The organism is Microbacterium telephonicum (assembly GCF_003651225.1).
GTDB classification, from domain to species: Bacteria; Actinomycetota; Actinomycetes; order Actinomycetales; family Microbacteriaceae; genus Microbacterium; species Microbacterium telephonicum.
In genome coordinates, this window is sequence record NZ_RCDB01000002.1 from 106,688 (window position 1) to 120,240 (window position 13,553).

12 protein-coding genes are annotated in these 13,553 nt (G+C 71.9%); 6 read left to right on the plus strand and 6 right to left on the minus strand.

Annotation, left to right across the window (positions count from 1 at the left end; genetic code table 11):
• Window positions 1-9: 9 nt before the first annotated feature.
• Window positions 10-1,569: a sensor histidine kinase gene (locus C7474_RS05475; RefSeq protein WP_241965131.1), complete on the minus strand. Its 1,560-nt coding sequence runs from the start codon at window positions 1,567-1,569 to the stop codon at window positions 10-12.
• Window positions 1,569-2,297 (minus strand): response regulator transcription factor, encoded by a 729-nt coding sequence (locus C7474_RS05480; protein WP_121057994.1) that lies wholly within the window; start codon window positions 2,295-2,297, stop codon window positions 1,569-1,571. Before C7474_RS05480 ends, C7474_RS05475 begins: the two co-directional genes overlap by 1 nt.
• A gap of 178 nt (window positions 2,298-2,475) precedes the next feature.
• On the opposite strand from C7474_RS05480, the gene C7474_RS05485 reads away from it, so the two are divergent.
• Together C7474_RS05485 and C7474_RS05490 are read left to right on the plus strand one after the other, a co-directional pair.
• Window positions 2,476-4,002, plus strand: a complete 1,527-nt coding sequence (locus C7474_RS05485) for an ABC transporter permease (RefSeq protein WP_121057995.1) — start codon at window positions 2,476-2,478, stop codon at window positions 4,000-4,002.
• Between the two features lie 68 nt (window positions 4,003-4,070).
• Entirely contained in the window at window positions 4,071-4,802 is a 732-nt protein-coding gene (locus tag C7474_RS05490; protein ID WP_121059245.1) for an ABC transporter ATP-binding protein, read from the plus strand.
• A gap of 167 nt (window positions 4,803-4,969) precedes the next feature.
• On the opposite strand, the gene C7474_RS05495 is transcribed toward C7474_RS05490, so the two are convergent.
• Together C7474_RS05495 and gndA are read right to left on the minus strand one after the other, a co-directional pair.
• On the minus strand, window positions 4,970-5,458 hold the full coding sequence (locus C7474_RS05495; RefSeq protein ID WP_121057996.1) for a VanZ family protein: 489 nt from the start codon (window positions 5,456-5,458) through the stop codon (window positions 4,970-4,972).
• Window positions 5,413-6,879 (minus strand): NADP-dependent phosphogluconate dehydrogenase, encoded by a 1,467-nt coding sequence (gndA, locus tag C7474_RS05500; RefSeq protein ID WP_277870588.1) that lies wholly within the window; start codon window positions 6,877-6,879, stop codon window positions 5,413-5,415. The genes C7474_RS05495 and gndA overlap by 46 nt, the downstream gene beginning before the upstream one ends.
• Window positions 6,880-6,979: 100 nt before the next feature.
• Between gndA and C7474_RS05505 the strand changes: the two genes are divergently transcribed.
• Window positions 6,980-7,468: a gluconokinase gene (locus tag C7474_RS05505; protein WP_241965132.1), complete on the plus strand. Its 489-nt coding sequence runs from the start codon at window positions 6,980-6,982 to the stop codon at window positions 7,466-7,468.
• On the opposite strand, the gene C7474_RS15385 is transcribed toward C7474_RS05505, so the two are convergent.
• The gene (locus tag C7474_RS15385) at window positions 7,453-7,575 is read right to left on the minus strand and encodes a hypothetical protein (RefSeq protein WP_277870589.1); all 123 of its coding nucleotides are present in this window, start codon (window positions 7,573-7,575) and stop codon (window positions 7,453-7,455) included. The genes C7474_RS05505 and C7474_RS15385 overlap by 16 nt on opposite strands.
• A gap of 214 nt (window positions 7,576-7,789) precedes the next feature.
• On the opposite strand from C7474_RS15385, the gene C7474_RS05510 reads away from it, so the two are divergent.
• Window positions 7,790-8,416 carry a 50S ribosomal protein L25/general stress protein Ctc gene (locus C7474_RS05510; protein WP_121057997.1) on the plus strand — a complete coding sequence of 209 codons (627 nt, stop codon included), beginning with the start codon at window positions 7,790-7,792 and terminating at the stop codon, window positions 8,414-8,416.
• 81 nt (window positions 8,417-8,497) lie between these two features.
• Window positions 8,498-9,082 (plus strand): aminoacyl-tRNA hydrolase, encoded by a 585-nt coding sequence (pth, locus tag C7474_RS05515; RefSeq protein ID WP_121057998.1) that lies wholly within the window; start codon window positions 8,498-8,500, stop codon window positions 9,080-9,082.
• Between the two features lie 255 nt (window positions 9,083-9,337).
• On the opposite strand, the gene C7474_RS05520 is transcribed toward pth, so the two are convergent.
• Window positions 9,338-9,880, minus strand: coding sequence for a hypothetical protein (locus tag C7474_RS05520; RefSeq protein ID WP_121057999.1), 543 nt, complete (start codon window positions 9,878-9,880; stop codon window positions 9,338-9,340).
• Window positions 9,881-9,943: 63 nt separating this feature from the next.
• On the opposite strand from C7474_RS05520, the gene mfd reads away from it, so the two are divergent.
• The gene (gene mfd / locus C7474_RS05525) at window positions 9,944-13,543 is read left to right on the plus strand and encodes a transcription-repair coupling factor (protein WP_199692380.1); all 3,600 of its coding nucleotides are present in this window, start codon (window positions 9,944-9,946) and stop codon (window positions 13,541-13,543) included.
• Window positions 13,544-13,553 lie beyond the last annotated feature (10 nt).

Here is a 13,553-nt window from a genome sequence, read left to right on the forward strand (position 1 = left end):
CGCAGCGCCTCACGCCTCCGGGGCGTGGGGGCGGGCGGGGAGCCGCACCGTGAAGGTGGTCGAGCCGGGCTCGCTGTCGACGGTGATCGTGCCGTGGTGGGCGTCGACGATCGCCTTCACGATCGACAGCCCGAGGCCCGTGCCGCCGGTCTTGCGGGCGCGCGACGAGTCCGCACGGGCGAAGCGCTCGAACAGCACGTCCGCGACGTCGGGATCGATGCCGGGGCCGTCGTCGTGCACGCGCAGCACGGCGGCGCCGTCCTCCACGCCGACGCTCGCGGTCACGTGGGTTCCGGCGGGCGTGTGCACGCGCGCGTTGGCGAGCAGGTTCACAGCCACCTGCTGCAGGCGTCCGGTATCGCCGGCGACGACGACGGGATCGTCGCCCACGGCGAGCTCCCACTCGTGGTCGGGACCGGCGACCTGCGCGTCGGCGACCGCGTCGATCGAGAGCCGGGTGAGGTCGACGGCGCCGTACACGAGCTCGGTGCCCTCGTCGAGCCGCGCCAGCAGCAGCAGATCCTCGACGAGGGTCGTCATCCGCAGCGACTGGGCCTGGATGCGCTCCAGCGACGACTGGGTGACCTCGGCGACCGGGTCGACCACACGCGCTGCGCCACCCGCGCCGTCCGCACCGCCCGCGCGCTCGCGCTGCTGCCGGATGCCGCGCAGCGACAGCTCGGAGTACCCGCGGATCGAGGCGAGCGGCGTGCGCAGCTCGTGGCTCGCATCGGCGACGAACGCCCGCATCCGGTCCTCGTTGCGCTGACGGGCGGCCAGTGACGTGTCCACGTGGTCGAGGAGGGTGTTCAGCGCCAGACCGACGCGCCCGATCTCGGTGTGGTCGTCGGTGTCGGCATCCGGCACGCGCTCGGTGATCGAGACGGCGCCCTCGGCGAGCGGGATCGCGGCGACCCGCGTCGCGGTGTCGGCGACGGCGCGCAGCGGTCGCAGCGACCGGCGGATGATGAGCGCGATCGCCCCGGCGAGGGCCATGAGCCCGGCGAGGGTCACGAGCAGCGTCGTCGAGATGATCTGCGTGATCGTGGCGCTGACCTTCGTCAGCGGCAGTCCGCCGACGACGAACGTGCCGCCCGCGTTGTAGAAGCCGAGCCGGTAAGCGCCGAGCCCGTCGATGTCGACGGTGGTGAACGCGTCGCGCGTGGTCAGGGAGCTCAGCTCGGACAGCTGTGCCGGTGTGAGCGCGTGCACCTCGTTCTGCTGGTCGACGTAGGCGCCGTCGAGCCCCTCCTGCCCGCGATAGAGGAAGAGGAATCCGGGCTCGGTGCGCGTCGCGTCGAGCACCTCGACGGCCGTCGGCGTGGTCGCCGTCGGCGGGAAGGGATGGGCCAGCTGCTGGGCCGCCGTGGTGGTGGGCTCGCGCAGCGAGTTGTCGAGATCCTGCTGCAGGATGCCGCCGAGGATCGCGCTGGTGGCGAACGCCGCCGCCGCCAGGATGAGCGCCACCATGCCGATGATCGCTGTCATCAGCCGGGTCTGCAGGCTCCAGCGCACCCGGGGACGACGCGGCTGCGGCGTCGCCGATGCCGGCTCGGTCGCCGCCGTCATCACTGCGGCGCTTTGATCATGTAGCCGACGCCGCGCACGGTGTGGATGAGGGGCTCGTCGCGGCCGGCGTCGATCTTCTTGCGCAGGTACGAGATGTACAGCTCGACGACGCTGGAGCGGCCGCCGAAGTCGTAGTTCCACACGCGGTCGAGGATCTGCGCCTTCGAGACGACGCGACGCTGGTTGCGCATGAGGAAGCGCAGCAGCTCGAACTCGGTCGCCGTCAGCTCGATCTCGTCGCCGGCGCGCTCGACCTCGTGGGAGTCCTCGTTGAGGCTCAGGTCGCCCACGCGCAGGATCGGGTCGGCGCCGCCGGCGGTCGCGGTGCCGGCACGGCGCATGAGACCGCGCAGGCGCGCCACGACCTCTTCGAGGCTGAACGGCTTGGTCACGTAGTCGTCGCCGCCGGCGGTGAGCCCGGCGACACGGTCGGCGACGGCATCCTTCGCGGTGAGGAAGAGCACGGGCACGTCGTTGCCCGACTGGCGCAGGCGCTGCAGCACGGCCATGCCGTCGAGGTCGGGCATCATGATGTCGAGCACGAGCGCATCGGGGTCGAACTCCCGCGTCTCGCTGAGCGCCTCGAAACCGGAACCGGCGGTGCGCACCTCCCAGCCCTCCATCCGCAGCGCCATCGACAGCAGGTCGGTGAGCATCTGCTCGTCGTCGACGACCAGAACGCGCAGGGCGGAGCCGTCGGGGCGGTGGAGGGGTGCGGGTGCGCTCATGTCTTCCATTGTGCTCACTTACCTATGCGTCGCCTATGGCCTGCGCGCCCGAATCCTATGAACCGCGGATGCCGTCTCATACGCCGTTCACAACCTCCGCATCGAGGGCGCATGAGGGCCGTACGTACCGTCGGCACTGTTGCGGCGCGCTGCGCCCGAGAAGGAGACCCACAGACCCATGTACTGGACATATCTGCGCCGCGAACTGTCGGGGCGCACCAAGCAGACGGTGATCGTCGCCGTCGGACTGGCGATCGCGATCGCGCTCGTCATCGTCGTCAACGCGTTGTCGGCGGGAGTGCGCGACGCGCAGTCCGAGGCCCTCTCCTCGGTCTACGGCGTCGGCACCGACCTCACCGTGACGGGTGCGCAGGCCGAGCCCGGCGAGGCCGGGGGCCAGGGCGGCGGCCCGCAGTTCGAGTTCGGCCAGGACGGCGGACAGACCTCCGACGACGGCACCACCTCGCTCAGCCAGTCGCGGCTGATGACCGACTTCCGGCGTGGCACGCTGGACGCCTCGACCCTCGACACCGTGACGGCCGTCGACGGGGTCGCCGCGGCATCCGGGGCCCTGAGCCTGACGAACACGACGTTCTCGGGGGAGCTGCCGCAGCGCCCCGACGACGGCGCCACGACCGACGGCACCGACGGCACCGACGGTACCGACTCCGACGCGGGCGCCATGCCGCCGTCCGACGGACAGGCGCAGGGCGGGGGCGGCGGCTTCGGCGGCGGCTCGTTCGACGTCGACTCGTTCACCGTGCTCGGCATCGATCCCGCGCAGAGCGCCGTCGGACCGATGTCGTCGGTCGAGGTGACCGACGGCCGCGCGCTCGACGAGGCCGATGCCGGTGCGTACGTCGCCGTGCTCGACGCGTCGTACGCCGCGAGCGCCGAACTGGCCGTCGGCGACACGATCGACGTCGGCGGACAGAGCGTCGAGGTCGTGGGCATCGTGTCGTCGACCTCGTCGGATGCCGACACCGCCGCGAACGTGTACATCCCGCTCGACGTCGCCCAGGAGATCTCGGGCGCCGGTGACGTGGTCTCCACCGTCTACGTGCAGGCGAGCTCGTCGGATGCGATCACCGCGGTGCAGGCCTCGCTCGAGACGGAGCTGCCGGACGCCACCGTCAGCTCGCAGTCCGACCTGGCCTCGACGGTGTCGGGGTCGCTCTCCAGCGCGAGCTCCCTCATCACGAGCCTCGGCACCTGGCTGTCGATCATCGTGCTCGCCGTCGCGGTCGCCCTCGCCGTGCTGTTCACGATCTCCGGTATCTCGCGCCGCACGCGGGAGTTGGGCACCCTGAAGGCGATCGGTTGGTCCAACCGGCGCGTCGTGGGTCAGGTCGCCGGCGAGTCGGTCGTGCAGGCGCTCATCGGCGGCGCCCTGGGCGTCGTGCTCGGTGTCGTCGGTGTCTGGGTCGTGAACCTCATCGCGCCGACGATCTCGTCCGCCCCGGCCACGACGATGGGCGAGGGCATGCGCGGCGGTGGCGAAGGCGGCCCCGGCGGGATGGGCGGAGGCGGCTTCGGCGACCTCGCGCAGACCGGCACCGACATCGTGCTGCACGCCCCGCTGTCGCTGTGGATCGTGCTGATCGCGCTCGTGCTCGCCGTCGCCGCGGGCCTCGTCGCCGGAGCCTTCGGCGGCTGGCGTGCCGCGCGACTGAGTCCCGCCGAAGCCCTGCGGGCCGTCGCATGAGCGCGGTCCCGCACCCCGCCGCACCGGCATCCGCCGTGCGGTACGACACGACCACCGAGGAGAACGCGATGACACTGACAGACCCGAGCCCCGCGGATGCCGCCGCGCTGACGACGCCGGACCGTCCGGCCTACCGGCTCGCCGGCGTCGTGAAGACCTACCAGCAGAAGGCTCGCGTCGTGAAGGCGCTCACCGGCGTCGACGTCGAGATCGCCCAGGGCGACTTCGTCACGATCCAGGGCCCGACCGGCGGCGGCAAGTCGACGCTGCTGCAGCTGCTCGGCGCACTCGACACCCCGACCGCCGGCCACGTCATGATCGGCGAGACCGACCTGGCGACGGCATCCGGCGCGCAGCTCGAGCAGGTACGGGCGCGGGAGATCGGGTTCGTCTTCCAGGGCTTCAACCTGATCCCGACGCTGACGGCGGCCGAGAACGTCGACATGGGACTGGAGCCGCTCGGCCTCGACCGGGCCGAGCGGGAGCAGCGGGTGGGCGAGGCGCTGGAGCGCGTGGGACTCGCCGACCGCGCCGACCACCGGCCGGGGGAGCTGTCGGGCGGTCAGCAGCAGCGCGTCGCGATCGCCCGCGCGATCGCGAAGCGGCCCCGCGTGCTGCTGGCCGATGAGCCCACCGGCAACCTCGACGAGCACATGCGCGACGAGATCCTCGTGGTGCTCGAGCAGCTGAACGCGGAGGGGCTGACGCTCGTCGTGGTCACCCACGACTCCGCCGTCGCCCGCCGCGCGCGCCGCCGCCTGCGCCTGGACAAGGGCACGCTCCGCGACATCACCCGCTGAGCCCCGCGCGGGGCGCCATGCTGGGACGCCGCGCCGCGCCGCGCCGCGCTGTCGCCGAGACCTCATCTGCTCGCCGAGACCTGGGGGTCACCCCGCGGTCTCGGCGAGCCGATGCGGTCTCGCGGTCAGTGCCGCTCGCCGTCGGCGCCCTCGAGGCCGGGCCGCCCTTACCCCGCGCGTCGGCGCGCACGGCGCAGCAGCACGGCGAGCACGGCGGCGCCCAGCAGCGCGCCGAGCGTGTTCGAGACGAGGTCGCGCACGTCGGCGAAGCGGTCCGGCAGCAGCAGACCCTGCGTCGTCTCGATCGCGGTGCTCACGGCGAGGCCGATCGCCGCCGCCCAGGCCCAGCCCCGCCCGCCGCGCCAGAGCACCCACAGGATGCCGACCGGCAGGAACAGTACGACGTTCGCCGTGAACTCCAGCACCGGATACGTCAGCCACGCGGATGCCGGCCACTGCGCGAACCAGTCGGTCAGCGCACTCAGCACCCCGCCGGCCGTCTCGGGCTGCGGTCCGAGGGTCTGCGAGGCCAGGACCAGGGCGTAGACGACCGTGGCCGCGACGAGCGCGATGCGCCCGACGCGGCCACGGGCCGGTGCGGAAGGCGAGGTCAGTGCGTGTCCTCGGCCTCGATCTCGGTGCGGTCGCCCGACCACAGCGTGTGGAAGGTGCCGGGCTTGTCGATGCGCTTGTAGGTGTGGGCGCCGAAGAAATCGCGCTGCCCCTGGATGAGGGCGGCGGGCAGTCGCTCGGCGCGCAGGCCGTCGTAGTACGCCAGCGACGAGCTGAACGCGGGTGCGGGGATGCCGGCGCCGGCGGAGACCTGCACGATGTGGCGCCAGGCATCCTGCGCGCGACCGAGGGCCTCGACGAAGTACGGCGCGGTCAGCAGCACCGGCAGGGTGGCGTCGGCGTCGTAGGCGTCGGCGATGCGGTTGAGGAACTGGGCGCGGATGATGCAGCCGCCGCGCCAGATCTTCGAGACGGCGCCGAGGTCGATCGTCCAGCCGTACTGGGCGGCGCCGGCACGGATCTCGTCGAAGCCCTGCGAGTACGCGACGATCTTCGACGCGTACAGCGCGAGGCGCACCTGCTCGACGAACGCGTCGGCGTCCTCGACGGTGAACGCGTCCTCGGTGGGGCCGGGGAGACCCCCCGAGACCGCGCGCTGCTCGGGGTGGCTCGAAAGCGAGCGGGCGAAAGTGGCCTCGGCGATGCCGGAGACCGGCACACCCAGGTCGAGGGCCGTCTGCACCGTCCATGCGCCGGTGCCCTTGGCGCCGGCCTGGTCGAGGATGACGTCCACGAGCGGCTTGCCGGTGGCGGCGTCGGTCTGACGCAGCACCTCGGCGGTGATCTCGATGAGGTAGCTCTCCAGCTCGCCGCGGTTCCACTCGGCGAAGATGTCGGCGATCTCGGCGGGGCTCTTGCCGGTGCCGCGGCGGATCAGGTCGTAGGCCTCGGCGATGAGCTGCATGTCGGCGTACTCGATGCCGTTGTGCACCATCTTCACGAAGTGCCCGGCGCCGTCGTGGCCGATGTGCGTGACGCACGGCTCGCCCTCCGCGACCGCGGCGATGCTCTTGAGGATCGGGCCCAGCGTGACCCACGCCTCGTCGGGACCGCCCGGCATGAGCGACGGGCCGTTGAGCGCGCCCTCCTCGCCGCCGGAGACGCCCATGCCGACGAAGTTGAACCCGGCCTCGCGCACCGCCTTCTCGCGGCGGATGGTGTCGGTGAACAGGCTGTTGCCGCCGTCGATGATGATGTCGCCGGGCTCGAAGACCTCCATGAGCGACTCGATGACCGCATCCGTGGGGCGGCCCGCCTTGACCATGATGATCGCGGTGCGCGGCTTCTGCAGGTTCGCGGCGAACTCCTCGTACGAGAAGCCCGGAACGAACTCGGCCTCGGGGTGCTCGGCGAGCAGCTCGTCGGTCTTGGAGCGCGACCGGTTGTACACGGCGACCGTGTTGCCCTCGCGGCTGGCGAGGTTGCGGGCGAGGTTCGATCCCATCACCGCCAACCCGACGACTCCGATGTTGGCGGTGGGCTGGGCCGGTGCGGTTTCGGGCACAGAGAGCTCCTTGACGATCAGCAGAGGGGTCGACTCCAGCCTAGTCTCGCCGCGGCGTGCGTGACCGGGTGTGACGCACCGGCCATGACAGGATGCCGTCATGCGCATCGTCGTCATGGGGCCCAGCGGATCCGGCAAGTCGCTCGTGGGCGCCGCGCTGGCCGCCCGGATGCGGTCGCGCTTCGTCGACGGCGACGACCTGCATCCGCGGGCCAACGTCGCCAAGATGGCGGCCGGACACCCTCTGACGGATGCCGATCGCGAGCCGTGGCTGGCCGCGGTGGCCGCCGTGCTCGCGCAGGAGACGTCGATGGTCGTGGCCTGCTCGGCGCTGCGCCGCGTCTACCGCGACGGCATCCGCGCGGGTGTCGGGGGGGTCGCGTTCGTCGAACTCGTCGTGCCGGAGGCGCAGCTGCGCACGCGGATGGGCCGGCGGGACCACTTCATGCCGGCGAGCCTGCTCGACTCGCAGCTGGCGACGCTCGAGCCGCTCGCGACCGACGAGGTCGGCATCCGTGTCGCCAACGACGCCGACCTGGAGTCGGTCGTGTCGCGGATCTCGGGACTGTTGACTCAGTCCTTGCGGTAGTTTTCGCGGCCCAGCGCGAACAGCGCGCCGAACGCGGCGAGGGCCGAACCCACCGACATGAGGCCGATCAGCCAGAGCAGCGCGTGCGACATCCAGCCGTAGTCCATGGGGTCTCCTCCGGTGCGGGTCGATGGGGAGTCTTCATGCTACCGGCGGCGCTGGTAGAGTGGTGACGACTTCGGCGAGGGACGCGCTCCGGCGCGATCCGTGATCGACGCGGTGATAGCCCGGTGGCTTGTCCACGTGGCCTCCTCACGCGCGTGCGTTCGAGTCGAATCCACAGACCCCACATCAAGGGCGCACCGCCCGAAGGAGAACATCATGTCGACCGAGACCGACACCAAGGTCATCGCCGAAACCCGCGAGAACTTCGGCAAGGGCTTCGCGCGTCGCCTGCGCGCCGCCGGCCAGATCCCCGCCGTCATCTACGGCCACGGCACCGACCCGGTGCACGTCGCGCTGCCGGGCCACCAGGTCTCGCTGCTCATCCGCCGCGCCAACGCGGTGCTCGAGCTCGAGGTCGACGGCAAGCAGCAGCTCACGCTCGTCAAGGACGTGCAGAAGGACCCGGTGCACCAGATCATCGAGCACATCGACCTGCTCGTCGTGAAGAAGGGCGAGAAGGTCCAGGTCGACGTCCCCGTCGTCGTCATCGGTGAGCCGGCCGCCGGCACCATCGCCAACCTCGACAACGCGACCGTGTCGCTCGAGGTCGAGGCCACCCACATCCCGCAGCACGTCGAGGTCGACGTCGAGGGCCTGGAGGACGGCACGCACGTGACCGCCGCCGACCTGAAGCTGCCCAAGGGCGCCGCGCTCGTGACCGAGGGCGAGACCCTCATCGTCGCGATCGCCGTCCCGGCCGCGACCATCGCGGAGGCCGACGAGATCGAGGCCGCCGACGAGGCCGTCGCCGAGGAGCAGTCCGAAGAGGCCGCCGCCGAGTAAGGCGCATCCCTTCCGGAGCCCGTCACCGCCGCACGTCGGCGTGGCGGGCTCCGTCCGTCCGGCCCGTCGAGAGAGGACAGCATGGCAGGCACCTGGCTCATCGTGGGGCTCGGCAATCCCGGCCCGCGCTACGAGGCGACCCGTCACAACATCGGGCAGATGGTGATCGACGAGCTCGCGGCGCGACGCGGCGAGACCCTGCGCGCGCACAAGGCGAACGCGCGGGTCGCCGAGACGTGGCTGCGCCCCGGCGCCGCGAAGCTCGTGCTCGCCAAGCCGAACTCGTTCATGAACGTGTCGGGCGGGCCGGTCTCGAGCCTCGCGAAGTTCTACGACGTGCCCGCCGAGCGGGTCGTCGTCGTGCACGACGAGCTCGACATCCCGTTCGACACCATCAAGCTCAAGACCGGTGGCGGCCACGGCGGCCACAACGGCGTGCGCGACGTCGCGAAGGCTCTCGGCACGCCGGAGTTCCCGCGCGTGCGGGTCGGCGTCGGCCGTCCGCCGGGCCGTCAGGACCCCGCCGACTGGGTGCTCGACCCGTTCGGATCCGCCGAACGCACCCAGCTGCCGCTGCTGATCGGCGACGCCGCCGACGCCGTGGAGCTGCTCGTCGAGGACGGCCTGCTCGCCGCCCAGCAGAAGCACCACGCCCCCCGCGCCTGACGCCGGGGTCGCCCGCGCGGGCGGGAGTGCGTGTGCAGCAGCTCGCGACATCCGCCCGATTGGCGTGTCACGCGAATGGTGCGGTGCGGGTGCTGTGGGCGACCGTTCATGTGACAGCGGCCGGCTGCGTGTCACGCGAATGGTGCGGTGCGGGTGCTGCCGGCGACCGTTTGTGTGACATCCCCCGTGCGGGCAAGCGCTGCGGACGCACCACCGCCGCCCCACCAACGGCCCACCGGCCCCCGCCCCGGCGGGCTATGCCGCGGCGGAGAGAGCGACCGTGAGCAGCGCGAAGAACAGCACGGGGCCGAGCGCCGAGGCGACGACGGCGCCGATTCCCCAGCCCATGCCGCGGCGGGTCGCGATCGCGACGACGCCGAGGATCAGGCCGAGCACGCCGAGCACCGTCCCGATCCAGAAGGCGAGTTCGCCGGTAAGCACCCAGGCGCGCACGGGGCTCAGCGCGGCGAGGTCGCCGGTGCCGGTCAGCAGAGGATCGAGGTCGGCTCCGGCGCGGATGCGGAAGCCGGCGATCGCGCCGATCACCGTGGCCCCGACGGTCGCCAGTGCCGCCATCGCGAACGCCACGACACCCAGCGTCGCGCGTCGCGCCGCGGGCGCCGGCTGCCCGAACCCCGCCGCCGGGAGCACGCCCGACGGAGGGAGGTAGCCGGTGGGCGCGGTGAAGGCGGGAGACGCCGGCGCGGGGGCGACCGCGCCCGGTCCCGAAGGAGCCACCTGCTGCGGCGGCACGGCGGCGGGGACCGGCGGGACGGGTGGGGGAGTCTGGTCGCTCACGTCGTCATCCTAGGCGGCGGTCCGTCCGCGACCGGTGTCCCCGGCCGGTCCTAGACTTGTCCGGTGACAGTTCCCGGGATCGTGCGCGCCCTCGAACAGGCTGACGAGGTGGCGGGCGTCCTGGATGCCGCCGTCGTCGACGCCGACTTCTCCGCCGTCACGGGGCTCGACGCCCCGCTGCTGGCGGCACTGCTCGAACGGCGCCGCACCGCAGGCAAACCCTCGTCCTTGCTGGCCATCGCCCCCACCGGGCGCCGCGCCGAAGCGCTCGGTGCCGCGCTGGAGAGCCTGATGCCCGGCGTGCGCGTGCTCCACTTCCCGGCGTGGGAGACCCTCCCTCACGAACGACTCAGCCCGTCGGCCGAGACGGTGGGCCGCCGCCTCGACGTGCTCCGCACGATCGCCGCGTGGGACGGCACGGCGCCGCTCGTGGTCACCGCGTCGGTGCGCAGCGCGCTGCAGCCCGTCGCCGACGGTCTCACCGATGCCGGCGCCGTCGAGCTGGCGGCGGGCGCCCGCGGTCTCGACCTCGACGACGTCGTGCGGCGACTGATCGACCTCGCCTACCACCGGGTCGACATGGTGTCGCGTCGCGGCGAGTTCGCGGTGCGCGGCGGCATCCTCGACGTCTTCCCACCCACCGCCGACCACCCGGTGCGCGTCGAGTTCTTCGGCGACGAGGTCGACCAGCTGCGCGCCTTCTCGGTCGCCGACCAGCGGTCGCTGCCCGGTGAGGTCGCGGGAGTCACCCTCATCCCGGCGCGCGAGCTGCTGCTCACCCCCGAGGTGCGGGAGCGCGCCGCCGGCCTGCACGACCGCTTCCCGGGCCTCGCGGGGATGCTCGAGAAGATGAGCGAAGGCATCCCCGTCGAGGGGATGGAGTCGCTGCTGCCCGCGCTCACGACGGTCGTCCCGCTCGTGGACTACCTGCCCGCCGGTACCGCGACCGCCGTCGTCGACCCGGAGCGTTCGGTCACTCGCGCGATCACGCTCGGCGAGACCAACCGCGAATTCCTGCAGGCGGCGTGGAGTGCGGCGACCGCCGGTGCCGACACGCCCGTCGACCTCGGATCCGGCGACTTCCTCAGCCTCCCGCAGCTGCGCGAGGCCGTCCAGGACCGTGGCGGGGTGTGGTGGACGCTCAGCGGCTTCGACTCGGGCGCGGCGGATGCCGAAGCCGAGGGTCTGGTCGAGGCGGCCTACGGCGCCCGGCGCATGCCGGGCAGCGCCGTGCCGTCGTTCCAGGGGAACGTCGACGGTGCGACCGCCCACATCGGCGCGCTGCTGGCCGACGGCTGGCGCGTCGTGGTCGCGGCATCGGGGTCGGGACTGGTCGACCGTGCCCGCGACGTGCTCGCCGAACGCGGGCTCGCAGCCCGCACCGACGAGGGCCTCATGACCCCGCCCGAGCCGGGCGTCGCCGTCGCCGTCGTCGCGCGGCTGGAGGCCGGCTTCCAGTCCGCCGAGGCCAAGCTCGCCGTCTTCACCGAGAGCGAGTTCTACGGGCGCACGATCGGCGGCGACTCGCGTGTCGTGAAGAAGCTCGCCTCGCGCCGCCGCAACGTCGTCGACCCGCTGCAGCTCAAGGCCGGCGACCATGTCGTCCACTCGACGCACGGCATCGGCCGGTTCGTCGAGCTCGTGCAGCGGGAGGTGTCCTCGGGCGGTCGCAACGCCGTCAAGAGCACCCGCGAGTACCTCGTGCTCGAGTACGCGCCGTCCAAGCGCGGTCACCCCGGCGACAAGCTGTTCGTACCCACCGACCAGCTCGATCTGCTGTCGAAGTACGTCGGCGGCGAGGCGCCCGCCCTGTCGAAGATGGGCGGCAGCGATTGGGCCGCCGCGAAGGGCAAGGCGCGCAAGGCGGTGCGCGACATCGCCGTCGAGCTCGTGAAGCTCTACTCCGCCCGCATGGCCGCGAAGGGCCACGCGTTCGGTCCCGACACGCCCTGGCAGCGCGAGCTGGAGGAGGCGTTCCCGTTCGCCGAGACCGCCGATCAGCTGCAGACGATCGACGAGATCAAGGCCGACATGGAACGGCCGATCCCCATGGACCGCCTGCTGTCGGGCGACGTCGGCTTCGGCAAGACCGAGGTGGCGGTGCGCGCCGCGTTCAAGGCGATCCAGGACGGCAAGCAGGTCGCGATGCTCGTGCCGACGACGCTGCTCGTGAAGCAGCACCTCGAGACGTTCCAGGAGCGCTTCGCCGGGTTCCCGGTGAAGGTGCGTCCGCTGTCGCGGTTCCAGTCCGACAAGGAGGCGCGCGACACGCTCGCCGGGATCACCGACGGCACCGTCGACATGGTCATCGGCACGCACCGCATCCTCACCGAGAAGGTGCTCTTCAAAGACCTCGGGCTGATGATCATCGACGAGGAGCAGCGGTTCGGCGTCGAGCACAAAGACGCGCTGAAGAAGCTGAAGACGAACGTCGACATCCTCGCCATGAGCGCCACGCCCATCCCGCGCACACTCGAGATGGCCGTCACCGGCATCCGGGAGATGTCGACGCTGGCCACCCCGCCCGAGGACCGGCATCCGATCCTGTCCTACGTCGGCCCGCGCAGCGACAAGCAGATCGCCGCGGCGATCCGCCGCGAGATGCTGCGCGAGGGCCAGGTGTTCTACGTGCACAACCGGGTGCAGTCGATCCAGCGCGTCGCCGCGCAGCTGGCCGAACTCGTCCCCGAGGCGCGCATCGTCGTCGCCCATGGACAGATGGGCGAGCACGCCCTGGAGCAGGTCGTCGACGACTTCTGGGAGCGCAAGGCCGACGTACTCGTCTCGACGACGATCATCGAGACGGGCCTGGACATCTCCAACGCGAACACGATCATCATCGACCGCGCCGACAAGTACGGTCTGAGCCAGCTGCACCAGCTGCGCGGTCGCGTGGGCCGCGGCCGCGAGCGCGCGTACGCGTACTTCCTCTACGACGAGCTCAAGCCGCTCAGCGAGACCGCCGCCGACCGCCTCGAGACGATCGCGGTGAACAACGATCTCGGCTCGGGGATGCAGGTGGCGCTGAAGGACCTCGAGATCCGCGGCGCCGGCAACCTGCTGGGCGCTGAGCAGGCCGGCCACATCGCGGGCGTCGGCTTCGACCTGTACCTGCGGATGATCGGGGAGGCCGTCGCGACGTTCCGCGGCGAGGACACCGAAGGGCCGACCGAGCTGCGCCTGGAGCTGCCCGTCGATGCGCGCATCCCGGAGTCGTACATCGACGCCGAACGTCTGCGTCTGGAGGCGTACCAGAAGCTGTCGGCGGCGGCATCCGTCACGGCGAAGGACGACGCGATCGATCTCGTCATCGATGAGCTGCGCGACCGCTACGGCGAGCCGCCCCGCGAAGTGGAGGGCCTGTTCGCGATCGCACGACTGCGCCGTCGGGCGGCCCGCTCGCAACTGTCGGACGTGGTCGCGATGGGCCCGAACCTGCGGATCGCCCCGGCGCACCTGCCCGACTCGCTGCGAGTGCGCCTGCAGCGCCTGCACCCGAAGGCGAAGGTGCTCGCCGGGGGCGACGCGATGATCGTGCCGCTGCCGAGCGCCGGTGGCGAACCGCTCGCGGATGCCGACCTCATGGCGTGGACGGCGCAGCTGCTCGACCAGATCTTCCCGCTGCCCGCGCCCGAGCCCGCCACCGCCGCTCCGGCGACCTGATCCGGCAGCG

Excerpts from the sequence above, each read along its gene's own strand:
- C7474_RS05480 (WP_121057994.1), bottom strand. The coding sequence starts at position 2,297 with ATGAGCGCACCCGCACCCCTCCACCGCCCCGACGGCTCCGCCCTGCGC.
- C7474_RS05485 (WP_121057995.1), top strand. The coding sequence starts at position 2,476 with ATGTACTGGACATATCTGCGCCGCGAACTGTCGGGGCGCACCAAGCAG.
- C7474_RS05475 (WP_241965131.1), bottom strand. The coding sequence starts at position 1,569 with ATGACGGCGGCGACCGAGCCGGCATCGGCGACGCCGCAGCCGCGTCGT.
- pth (WP_121057998.1), top strand. The coding sequence starts at position 8,498 with ATGGCAGGCACCTGGCTCATCGTGGGGCTCGGCAATCCCGGCCCGCGC.
- C7474_RS05510 (WP_121057997.1), top strand. The coding sequence starts at position 7,790 with ATGTCGACCGAGACCGACACCAAGGTCATCGCCGAAACCCGCGAGAAC.
- C7474_RS15385 (WP_277870589.1), bottom strand. The coding sequence starts at position 7,575 with ATGGACTACGGCTGGATGTCGCACGCGCTGCTCTGGCTGATCGGCCTC.
- C7474_RS05490 (WP_121059245.1), top strand. The coding sequence starts at position 4,071 with ATGACACTGACAGACCCGAGCCCCGCGGATGCCGCCGCGCTGACGACG.
- C7474_RS05505 (WP_241965132.1), top strand. The coding sequence starts at position 6,980 with ATGCGCATCGTCGTCATGGGGCCCAGCGGATCCGGCAAGTCGCTCGTG.